An 11,291-nucleotide genomic window follows, 5' to 3' on the forward strand; every position below is an offset into this window, starting at 1 on the left:
TTTTTTTTATTTTGCATTGCCGCAGGCAATCTGGAATGAATTTTGGCTACGTTACTGTGGAACGGAGTGAACAGTAACGTCTGAGAAATATAAGGCCTGTCACTGTTGTGTAAACGGTTGACAGATGGAATTTCCAATGATAATATAAATTCATTCGACATAAAAAATATTCAGTTGTATTTTTTATATATAGATGTGTGAAAAAACAGTATAAAATACGACAACAGGAGGGAAGAAGATGGAGAACGAAACAGTTTCCAAAAATTTTATTGAGAATATCATTGATAAAGATTTAGCAGAGGGTGTTTATGACACCGTGCATACACGTTTCCCACCGGAACCGAATGGATATCTTCATATCGGTCATGCGAAATCTATTCTTTTAAACTATGGTCTTGCACAGGAATATAACGGCAAGTTCAACATGCGTTTTGATGATACAAACCCGACCAAAGAAAAGAGTGAGTTTGTAGAATCCATCAAGGCAGATATCAAATGGCTTGGTGCAGACTGGGAAGACAGACTGTTTTTTGCATCTGACTATTTCGGACAGATGTATGAAGCTGCTGTAAAGCTGATCCAGAAAGGCAAAGCCTATGTATGTGACCTGACAGCAGATCAGATCCGTGAATATCGTGGAACTCTTACAGAGCCGGGTAAAGAAAGTCCATACAGAAACAGAAGTGTAGAAGAGAACCTGCAGCTTTTTGAAGAGATGAAAGAAGGTAAATATGCAGACGGAGAGAAAGTGCTTCGTGCCAAGATTGATATGGCATCTCCGAACATGAATATGCGCGACCCGGTTATCTATCGTGTTGCTCATATGACTCACCACAGAACAGGTGATACATGGTGCATCTATCCAATGTATGATTTCGCCCATCCCATCGAGGATGCCATTGAGGGAATCACACATTCCATCTGTACTCTGGAGTTTGAGGATCACAGACCACTGTATGACTGGGTTGTAAAAGAACTGGAATATCCACAGCCACCGAAGCAGATTGAGTTTGCAAAACTGTATCTGACAAATGTAGTTACAGGTAAACGTTATATCAAGAAACTGGTAGAGGAAGGCATCGTAGACGGATGGGATGATCCGCGTCTGGTTTCCATCGCAGCACTGCGCCGCCGTGGATTTACACCGGAATCCATCAAAATGTTTGTAGAACTCTGCGGTGTATCCAAAGCAAACAGCTCTGTTGACTATGCAATGCTTGAATACTGCATCCGTGAGGACCTGAAACTGAAACGTCCGCGCCTGATGGCTGTTCTTGATCCGATTAAGCTTGTGATCGATAATTACCCGGAAGGCGAAGTAGAATATCTGGAAGCTCCGAACAATATGGAGAACGAAGAACTGGGAACCCGTAAAATACCGTTTGGCAGAGAACTCTATATTGAGAGAGAAGACTTCATGGTAGATCCGCCTAAGAAATATAAGAGAATGTTCCCGGGCACAGAGGTTCGTCTTATGAACGCATATTTTGTAACCTGTACAGGATATGAAGCTGATGAAGATGGAACTGTACGTGTTGTACACTGTACTTATGATCCTGCAACAAAGGGTGGCAATGCACCGGATGGCAGAAAAGTAAAAGGAACCATTCACTGGGTAGAAGCAAGTCAGGCAGGAAAAGCAGAAGTACGTCTCTATGAGAATATCGTAGATGAGGAGAAGGGTGTATACAACAAAGAAGATGGTTCTCTGAATGTAAATCCGAATTCTCTGACAAAAGTTACCGCATATGTAGAACCTGCACTTATGGAAGCAAAAGGCTATGACAGCTTCCAGTTCGTAAGAACAGGATTTTTCTGTGCAGATATCCATGATTCCAAAGAGGGTGCACCGGTATTCAACCGTATTGTGTCTCTGAAGAGCTCATTTAAACTTCCGAAAGCATAATGAGGCTGGATTGGTAATATATCAGAATAAAAAGGGAATGTTGCTTTTACGATTGTACAATCGTGAAGCAGCATTCCCTTTTGGTTACGTTACTGTGAACGGAATGAACAGTAACGTTTATTCTTCAGATTCAGATGCAGCGTCCATAGTCTCTTCGAAAGTCTCAGGTTCATCGGCATCTTCTTCCGCTTCTGCATCTTTAATCTCAACTTCAGAAGCTTTATCGGAAGATTTCTCAGAATCATTTGTATCAGCGGTTTCTTCAGATCCTTTGCTTTCGGTACCATCTGTTGCAGAATGTTCGCCTGTTTGTTCCCAGGACTGGAAATCTTCGGCAGGTTCCTGATCTTCCTTAGCAGTTTCCTTTTCATCAGTCAGATCGAAATCATCAAAGTCATCTTCAAAATCAAAATCCTCTTTACAGGATCCTTTTTTGGCAATAAGGGCAGCTACAGCACCGGCAGCAGCTGCTGTAAGGGCACCTATTGCAACATATCCCCAGTATTTATTAATTTTAGCCATGATAATCATAAACTCCTTTCTGATATTCTCCTATTTTTGACAGCGAGTCAGGATAAAAATATCTTTTACTCCTGACACCATTTTATTCAGCTATAGGTTATTGTTATTTTAATACTTTTCAGATAAAAAGAAAAGCGAAATTTTATGGAAAGAGTTAATGAAAGCAGTTGCATACCAAAAAGATACAAGGTATACTATGACAGGAAAGAAGAGGTTATTATGAGAAAAATTATTTTGGCATCTGCTTCGCCCAGACGAAAAGAACTGTTGGAACGGGCTGGCGTGGATTTTGAAGTGCTGCCTGCATCAGGTGATGAGAATCGTATCTCAGACAATCCGGGAGAGGCAGTAAAACAGCTGGCTTCGGATAAAGCAGCTTCTGTTATCCGCACTATGAAAGATAGTGCCGACGGAACAATTGTGATCGGATCTGACACAGTGGTAGTGTTTGAGAATGTGATCCTTGGCAAACCTCATGATACAGAGGATGCAGTGAATACATTAAAGAAACTTCAGGCAAATACTCATCAGGTATATACCGGCGTTTCTGTATGGGAAAAGAAAGAAAAAGTCTGGACAGAACATACTTTTTATGAAAGTACAGATGTGACTTTTTATCCGGTTTCAGATGAGGAGATCAGAGAGTATGTTGCCACAGGAGAGCCTATGGATAAGGCTGGAAGCTATGGCATCCAGGGACTTTTCGGAATTTATGTAAAGGGGATCAGCGGAGATTACAATAATGTGGTAGGACTCCCGGTTGCCAGACTATTTTATGAAATGAAGAAATCAGGAATTAACTTAAGAGGATGACAAAAGATGATTAAAGCATGTATATTTGATTTGGATGGAACACTGGCTGATACGCTGGATTCCATGGCTTATGTGACTAATATTATTATGGAAAAATTCGGGTTGAAAACACTTCCGGTGGATAATTTCAGATATTACAGCGGAGAAGGGGCAAATATGCTGATCCGCCGCGCACTTAAGGATGCGGGGGATCCGGAACTTGCGCATTATGATGAGGGACAGAAGCTTTACCGGGAAATGTTTGAAGCAGATCCGATGTATAAAGTAGTTCCCTATAAGGGAATGCCGGAAACCTTAAAGAAATTGAAGGAACATGGAATGAAGCTGGCAGTTTGTTCAAATAAACCTCATCCTGCAGCTGTGAAAGTAATTGCGCAGCTTTTTGACGGGGAATTTGATATGGTAGTTGGTCAGAGTGAAGCAATCCGCAGGAAACCGGCACCTGATGGTCCACTTATGGTTGCGGAGAAATTTGGTGTAAAACCGGAAGAATGTATGTATGTGGGAGATACAAGTACAGATATGAAGACCGGTAAAGCAGCAGGAATGTATACAGTAGGTGCGCTATGGGGCTTTCGTGACCGAAAAGAACTGAATGAGAATGGAGCAGATCTTGTCGCTGAGAAACCGACAGATCTGGTAAAGATTTGCGAGGAACATGGAAATGATTAGGTTGGTTGCAAGTGATCTGGATGGGACGTTACTTTTACATAAGGCACAGTCTCTGCCTGAAGAAATTTTTTCGCTGATCAGGCAGTTAGAGGAACTGGGGATTATGTTTGTAGCAGCCAGTGGAAGGCAATATCCGAATATGACAAAGCTGTTTGCACCTGTTGCTTCAGAGATTTCCTATATTTCGGAGAATGGTGCACTGGCAGTGGATCATGGAGAGGTACTGTATCAGGATTCTTTTGACAGAAAGCTGGCAGGGGAGATTATTTCTGCAATCCTGGAAAAGAAGGATGCCGAGTTTACCTGTTCTGCAAAGGATTACCACTACCTGATGCCGAAGACAAAGAGATTTCATGACCATATGTTATATGAAGTAAAAAATGAATGCAGATTTGTAAACAGCATGGAAGAGATGACGGCTCCTATCATGAAGCTGGCTGTGTTTGAACCGGCCGGCCTTACAGAAGAATCTGTGAAATACTGGATGGACAGATTTGGAAAAGAATGTGTTGTTGTCACTTCGGGAAATGAGTGGATTGATTTTATTCCTTTTGGAACAAACAAGGCAAAAGGAATCAGAGAATATCAGAAAAGATATCATATTTCGCCGGAAGAATGTATTGCGTTCGGAGACGAATATAATGATATAGAGATGCTTAAAGCGGTAAAATATGGCTTTGCCATGGAGCATTCCAAGGAGGGGGTACGGGCAGCTACGTCCTATATGACAAAACAGGTTGAACCGGTCCTTGAGAAGCTGATCCGGGCAAAGGGAAAGATTGAGGAGGTTATTTAAATTGTTTACAGAAGAATGTATTAATACGTTTCTTGAAAATCAGGAACAGCTTTTTCCACAGGCGGTAGCAGAATCATATGAAGCAGCGGAAGCATTCCTTGAGGATTGCATGGCGCAGGTTGTGGATTCTATTGAAGAAGTGAGAGAATATCTGGAAGAGTCAGGCGCTGATGTGGAAGGAATGTCAGATGAAGAACTGGAAGATGCAAGTGAAGTATTTGCTCTGCCGGATGGAAAATATCTGATAGTAGAAGGATAAAAACTGTTCGGTCAAATTATGGATATCACGTGATATATCGGAGAAATAACTGTAAAACACAGTTCGGTCCCTGAATATTGGAGAAAATTGAACTCTGATACTCAGGGGCTGAAGTTGTTTTAAGGGAGAAAATACAGATTACATTTCCGGAAAATGTGATGCTATAATGCTTTTATACAGAGAAAAAACGATGTTGTGGTCTGCGATGGGAATGAAAAGGGCAGACAGACACAGAAGCATCACAGAACTGTAATTATTCAGTACCTTCAGAGCGGCTGCTGAATAATTACAAATCTTATTATAAATGAAAAGGAGGACTACAGATGGAGAGAAAGAGATTTCTTGCAGTTGTAATGACTGTGATGATGGTTATTTCAATGATTCCATCCATGGTTTTTGCGGCAGCTCCGTCAGGAGAATTGGGCGGTAAGCTTAAGATTAAGGGACTTGCAGCTGTAGGCGTAGTGTTGAGTGCAGATTATGCAAAGGTTACACCGGAAGAGGTTACGGATGAAGATTTTACTTTTTCCTGGTCAAGACAGACCGGGGAGAAGGAGTTAACACAGGTAGGTACTGAGAAGAACTATACGATCACTCAGGATGATCTGGGATGCAGACTGGTGCTTGATCTGACCCCTGTAGATGGAAGCGGACTGACAGGTACTCTTACTGCAAAGACGTTAGAGGTAGCTGCAACTGAAGAAGAGGCGAAAGCAGTGGAACAGGAAGCAGAGGATGCACAGCAGACAGAAACGGCAGATGGAACAGAGGATGCACAGCTGGAAGAAACAGCAGATAATGCAGAAGGCAGTCAGGATTCTGAAAATCAGGATGTAGATAGAACAGAAGATGTACAGCAGAATGCAGGGAATGAACAGGAAGATGAATCTCAGAACACAAAAGGTCAGCCGGAGGAAACAACAGAAGGTACTGATGATTCCCAGATGAAAATTTATACAGAAGATCAGCTGCAGGTGGATGAGAACGGAAATGTGCAGACAGATGGATCAGAGAAAGATCAAAAGACTTACGAAGCGACTGCCACTGTAGAGGACAGCGAAGATCAGATCTGTGATTTTGGAACAGTAAAGAGTGATCTTGAGGATGTGGAAGCACGGTATGTGCAGATTACGAATACCGGAAATGAGAACTTGAATTTTCAGGAGATCAGTCCGGAACATTTTATGGTTCAGGATATTACAGAACCGCTGAGTGCAGGTGAATCTGTAAGCGTATGGATACAGCCGAGGGAAGGGCTGGAACCGGGTGAATATGATGATATGATCACATACCGGACGGAAGAAGGTATTGAGGTTCCTTTTGAAGCGAAGATTGCAGTTGAAGGTGAGGATGATTCATCAGATGACGAAGATCTGAAGCCTTCGGATGAGCCTTCTGCAGAACCGACAGAGACGCCGGATGACAGCGAGGCTCCATCGGCAGGTGACAATGCAGATGCATCTCTTGAGGCACAGTCTCTTGATGTAAATACAGGAAGTCTTAATTTCAGCGATATCGAAGAAAATTATACACAGGCCAATGAGACACTGTCCGTAACCGTAACAAATACAGGGGATGGAACTGTCACTTTAAAGATACCGAAATCAGATTATTTTGAGGTGATGAACGAAGATGGAAGTGAAGCTGTATCAGGAATACAGATTGCAAAAGGTGATTCTCTTATGTTCATGGTACGTCCAAAAACCGGTCTGACGAAGGGTGATTACAGTGATACCCTGATATTTGAAAGTGAAGAGGATTCGGAAGTAGCAGTGCAGGTAACTGCGGAAGTATCTGTAAAAGAGGCAGAACAGGAACAGATCACAGCAGTTCAGGCAGATCCGGAATCTTTCAGTTATGATGATCTGAAGGAAGGTTATGATACTCCTGAAGCGACGACCATTACACTTACCAATACAGGAAATACAACTGTTTCGCTGATGCAGCCATATGCAGAGTATTTTGATATTGGGGAACTTTCGGCATCAGTGCTGGAGCCGGGAGATTCTGCTGCATTTACAGCAGTACCGGTGACTGGTCTGAAAGTCGGCAATTATCTGGACAGTATTCAGATAGCCCAGACCAGTTCGGAAGGACAGGAAGATGTATTGACAACGATCAAAGCTTCTGCGACTGTTTCGGAAGTGAAAAAGATTTATAAATTATCCGTAACACCGGAAGAACTGAATTTTGGAAAAGCAAAAGAAGGATATAGTGAGGCACCGGAAGCGCAGAAAGTTACAGTGACGAATGAGGGGAATACAAATGTAACTTTAAATGCACCGTCAGGTAAAAACTTTAAAATTGGGAAACTTTCAGCCACAGAGCTTGCACCGGGGGAGAGCTGTACATTTAAAATCCGCCCGAAGGAGGGTTTAAAGGCCGGCTCCTATACAGAGTCAGTTGTGATTGATAATGAACAGCAGATCAGTGCAGAAGTGAAAGTTCAGTTTACGGTTAAAACTGCCCGCAAGGCGAAAATTGCAGATCCGGCAGATAATAAGATTACAGGAATCAGTTCAGATGGATACACAACACAGTCAAAGATTACATTTACAGCAGTCGGAGCGGGTATGGACAATGAAAGTCCGGGAAAGGGAGATGTCCGCTATGTACCGTATAACTGGAAAGTGATCAATACAAATAGCTGGAGCAGTGCACCTTATACTGCTGCATTTGGAATTACGAAGGCCGGAACCTACACATTGACAGTTACATTTGACCGTCAGAAGTATAATGGAAGTGAATGGGAGAATACAGGGGAGCAGGATACTAAACAGGTGAATTTCAGTATTACACAGGCGCAGACTGTAACTGCAACTCCGACTCCGCAGCCGAATGGAGCAACTGCGAAATCAGCGGTAAAGACAGGAGATACGACTAATATCACACCGTTTGTGATTATTCTGGCGATTGCAGCAGGATGTATTGTGGGAGTTGTGGTATACAAAAGACGAAAGAAATAAGAGTTATCTGAAGAAAAAAATACAGGGGAATATGTAAAATATAAAATTATTAGCACTCGTTTTTGACGAGTGCTAATTTTTTCTTGACTTTTGGAATAAATGGTATTACTATATCTTTCAGAGAAGCAACTTACAGGAGTCAAAAGCTATTTCAAAGGATAAACAGGAGAGGATAGTTTTGGCTCAGGAGGCAGAGCAGATAAGAATGCAGTATATTGACAGATAAAGTTGCGGCAAATGATTAAAAACAAAAAGGAGTGTGGACAGCATGGCTGTAAAACATGGAAATTTATCAATTAACAGTGAAAATATTTTCCCAATCATCAAGAAATGGTTATATTCCGATCATGATATTTTTGTAAGAGAGCTGGTCTCCAACGGATGCGATGCGATCACTAAACTGAAAAAACTGGAAGTAATGGGAGAATATACTTTTCCGGAAGGATACAAACCGGAGATTCAGGTAATTGTTAATCCTGATGAGAAAACTCTGAAATTCATCGATAATGGTATTGGCATGACTGCTGATGAAGTAGAGAAATACATTACCCAGATTGCTTTTTCAGGTGCAACTCAGTTTCTTGAGAAATATAAAGACAAAACTACAGATGATCAGATGATTGGTCATTTTGGACTTGGATTTTATTCTGCATTTATGGTAGCGGATGAAGTGCATATTGATACACTTTCCTATACAGAAGGTGCACAGCCTGTACACTGGTCCTGCGATGGCGGAACAGAATATGATATCCAGGAAGGTAACAAGAATACGATTGGTACAGAAATCACCCTGTTCCTGAATGAAGACTGCCTGGAATTTGCAAATGAGTACCGTATGCGTGAGATTCTTGAGAAATACTGTTCCTTCATGCCGGTTCATATTTACCTTTCCAAAGCAAATGCACCTCAGGAATATGAGACAATTGATGAATCTGAGTTAAGAGACGATGATGTAGTTGTTGAACATATTCATGAGGAAGCAAAGACAGAAGAAAAAGAAAATGATAAAGGTGAAAAGGAAGTTGTTGAAATTTCTCCTGCAAAGGATAAAGTAAAGATCAATAAACGTCCGGTTTCCATCAGTGATATTAATCCGCTCTGGATGAAGCATCCGAATGAATGTACAGATGATGAATACAAGGAATTTTACCGCAAGGTATTTATGGATTATAAGGAACCGTTATTCTGGATACATCTGAATATGGATTATCCGTTTAATTTAAAAGGTATCCTGTACTTCCCGAAAATCAATACAGAGTATGATTCCATTGAAGGAACGATCAAACTTTATAACAATCAGGTATTTATCGCAGATAATATCAAGGAAGTAATTCCTGAATTCCTGCTTCTTCTGAAAGGTGTGATCGATTGTCCGGATCTTCCATTGAACGTGTCACGAAGTGCATTGCAGAATGACGGGTTTGTACAGAAGATTTCTGAATACATTTCCAAAAAAGTGGCAGATAAGCTTACCGGAATGTGCAAGACTGACAGAGAATCTTATGAGAAATACTGGGATGATATCAGCCCGTTTATTAAATATGGCTGTATTAAAGATGCTAAGTTTGCAGAGAAAATGGGAGATTATGTACTCTTTAAGAATCTTGATGGCAAATATCTCACATTAAAGGACTGCATTGAAGAGAATAAAAAAGAAACAGAAGAAACTGAGGCTCAGACAGAAGAAAAGAAAGAAGATGCAGCAGAGTCTGAAAACAAAGACAATGCGGAAGCGAAAGAACCTGAGAAGACAGTAATTTTCTATGTAACTGATGAAGTTCAGCAGAGTCAGTATATCAATATGTTTAAGGAAGCAGGAAAAGATGCCGTTATCCTGAAGCATAATATTGACAGTGCATTTATTTCCAGTCTTGAGCAGAAACATCAGGAAGTACAGTTTAAGCGTATTGATGCGGATCTGACCGAAGAAATGAAGGGTGAGGGTACTGCCGATGAAGAAACTGTCAAAGCACTGACAGAACTTTTCCGCAAGAGCCTTAATAAAGATAAACTGGAAGTACATGTTGAGAATTTGAAAAATGAAAATGTATCAGCAATGATGACTCTTTCCGAAGAGAGCCGCCGTATGCAGGATATGATGAAGATGTATAATATGTATGGAATGGATCCGAATATGTTTGGCGGACAGGAAACACTGGTTCTGAATGCGAATCATCCATTGGTTAAATATCTGGCAGAGAATCAGGAATCTGACAAGGCTCCGCTTATCTGTGAACAGTTGTATGACCTTGCGATGATGAGCCATAAACAGCTTTCACCGGACGAAATGACCAGATTTGTTCAGAGAAGCAATGAAATTTTGCTGATGATTGCAAAATAAGATAGAAAGCAGGCAATTTGCCGGCAGATCAATGAGAGGACAGATACTCCTGTCAGAATAGCAGAATATCAAATAAGGAGCAGAGAATAACTTTTGCTCCTTATTTTTGTGGAAAACAATTACATTGGTATTGACAAATGTCTTATGAATTCCTATTATTAAGTTGCCGATATTTTAATGAATATGCCGAATCCGCAGAAAATATAACGGGTTACAGAGAATAGTGACTGCAATGGTGCTTCCGGGCAGCCAATATCGTGACTTTCATTTACTTATAGAGAAATGTGTGTAAATAAATGAGATATCCAAATCTGTAAAAACACAGATTATGGAAGTTACAGGAGGAACGATGTATGAGTGCAGTTTATGGAGTTATTAGAAAATTGGGTGCAACATCAAAGTATAAAGGATATTATTATGTTGTGGATGCAGTAGAAATGGCACAGAAAATTTATGAGCGACCGGTAAAAGTCACCAAAGATATTTATCCGGTCATTGCAAGAAAATATAAATCAACGCCGTCTAATGTAGAACACAACATAAGAACACTGGTAAACTTATGTTGGATGAATCATAAGGATACACTGGAAGAAATGGCAGGGTGTACAATGGCGGATAAACCGACGAACAGTGAGTTTATAGATATTCTGGTATATTATCTGCGTTATTCAGATAAAGACTGATAACAGAATCTGCTCATAATTTTTCACAGGGAATGTGATGACTGGAGAGAAAAACAGCCATGGAATCATCCCAGAGATGTTCCAGACGTTTATCTGGACTGAATGAAGTATAAGAAACACCTGTTGTACATAAAAGGGACTGGTTCTTGTACCGGATATTCAGATAAAAGCTTTGCACAGGAATATCTGCAATATGCTGTTCATTTTTTAACAATGACTGTGTCTGATCATGAGAAAGTTCAAATACAATCCTGAAATTCAAAGGTGTGCGTCTGCCGCGGATGATAGAAAAACAATAAGGTTTTACATCATGCCAGAGGGAATATTCTGTGG

10 protein-coding genes are annotated in these 11,291 nt (G+C 40.9%); 8 read left to right on the top strand and 2 right to left on the bottom strand.

Annotated elements, in window-relative coordinates:
* The first annotated feature begins 238 nt into the window (after positions 1-238).
* Positions 239-1,906, top strand: a complete 1,668-nt coding sequence (locus AC075L_RS16070) for a glutamine--tRNA ligase/YqeY domain fusion protein (RefSeq protein WP_019161076.1) — start codon at positions 239-241, stop codon at positions 1,904-1,906.
* 117 nt (positions 1,907-2,023) lie between these two features.
* Here the strand turns inward: AC075L_RS16070 and AC075L_RS16075 are convergent, their stop codons facing one another.
* A complete protein-coding gene (locus tag AC075L_RS16075; RefSeq protein WP_476387902.1) occupies positions 2,024-2,428 on the bottom strand; it encodes a hypothetical protein in 405 nt (134 codons plus the stop codon).
* 219 nt (positions 2,429-2,647) lie between these two features.
* Here AC075L_RS16075 and AC075L_RS16080 point away from each other — a divergent pair, with 219 nt between their 5' ends.
* The 7 genes from AC075L_RS16080 to AC075L_RS16110 all read left to right on the top strand — a co-directional run bounded on the left by AC075L_RS16080 (position 2,648) and on the right by AC075L_RS16110 (position 10,958).
* The gene (locus AC075L_RS16080; protein ID WP_055057254.1) at positions 2,648-3,241 is read left to right on the top strand and encodes a Maf family protein; all 594 of its coding nucleotides are present in this window, start codon (positions 2,648-2,650) and stop codon (positions 3,239-3,241) included.
* 6 nt (positions 3,242-3,247) lie between these two features.
* Positions 3,248-3,913 carry an HAD family hydrolase gene (locus tag AC075L_RS16085; RefSeq protein WP_008705515.1) on the top strand — a complete coding sequence of 222 codons (666 nt, stop codon included), beginning with the start codon at positions 3,248-3,250 and terminating at the stop codon, positions 3,911-3,913.
* Positions 3,906-4,709, top strand: a complete 804-nt coding sequence (locus AC075L_RS16090; protein WP_118521596.1) for an HAD family hydrolase — start codon at positions 3,906-3,908, stop codon at positions 4,707-4,709. The genes AC075L_RS16085 and AC075L_RS16090 overlap by 8 nt, the downstream gene beginning before the upstream one ends.
* A gap of 1 nt (position 4,710) precedes the next feature.
* The gene (locus tag AC075L_RS16095; protein ID WP_008705512.1) at positions 4,711-4,968 is read left to right on the top strand and encodes a glyoxalase; all 258 of its coding nucleotides are present in this window, start codon (positions 4,711-4,713) and stop codon (positions 4,966-4,968) included.
* Between the two features lie 323 nt (positions 4,969-5,291).
* Positions 5,292-7,934, top strand: a complete 2,643-nt coding sequence (locus tag AC075L_RS16100; protein WP_476387903.1) for a COG1470 family protein — start codon at positions 5,292-5,294, stop codon at positions 7,932-7,934.
* Between the two features lie 268 nt (positions 7,935-8,202).
* Positions 8,203-10,275, top strand: coding sequence for a molecular chaperone HtpG (htpG, locus tag AC075L_RS16105; protein WP_062807214.1), 2,073 nt, complete (start codon positions 8,203-8,205; stop codon positions 10,273-10,275).
* Between the two features lie 353 nt (positions 10,276-10,628).
* A complete protein-coding gene (locus AC075L_RS16110) occupies positions 10,629-10,958 on the top strand; it encodes a sporulation initiation factor Spo0A C-terminal domain-containing protein (RefSeq protein ID WP_008705507.1) in 330 nt (109 codons plus the stop codon).
* A gap of 13 nt (positions 10,959-10,971) precedes the next feature.
* On the opposite strand, the gene AC075L_RS16115 is transcribed toward AC075L_RS16110, so the two are convergent.
* The coding region (locus tag AC075L_RS16115) for a DUF5721 family protein (RefSeq protein WP_476387904.1) at positions 10,972-11,291 on the bottom strand (320 nt) is incomplete at its 5' end.

Source organism: Blautia sp. ZXY-1-B12, from assembly GCF_056339915.1.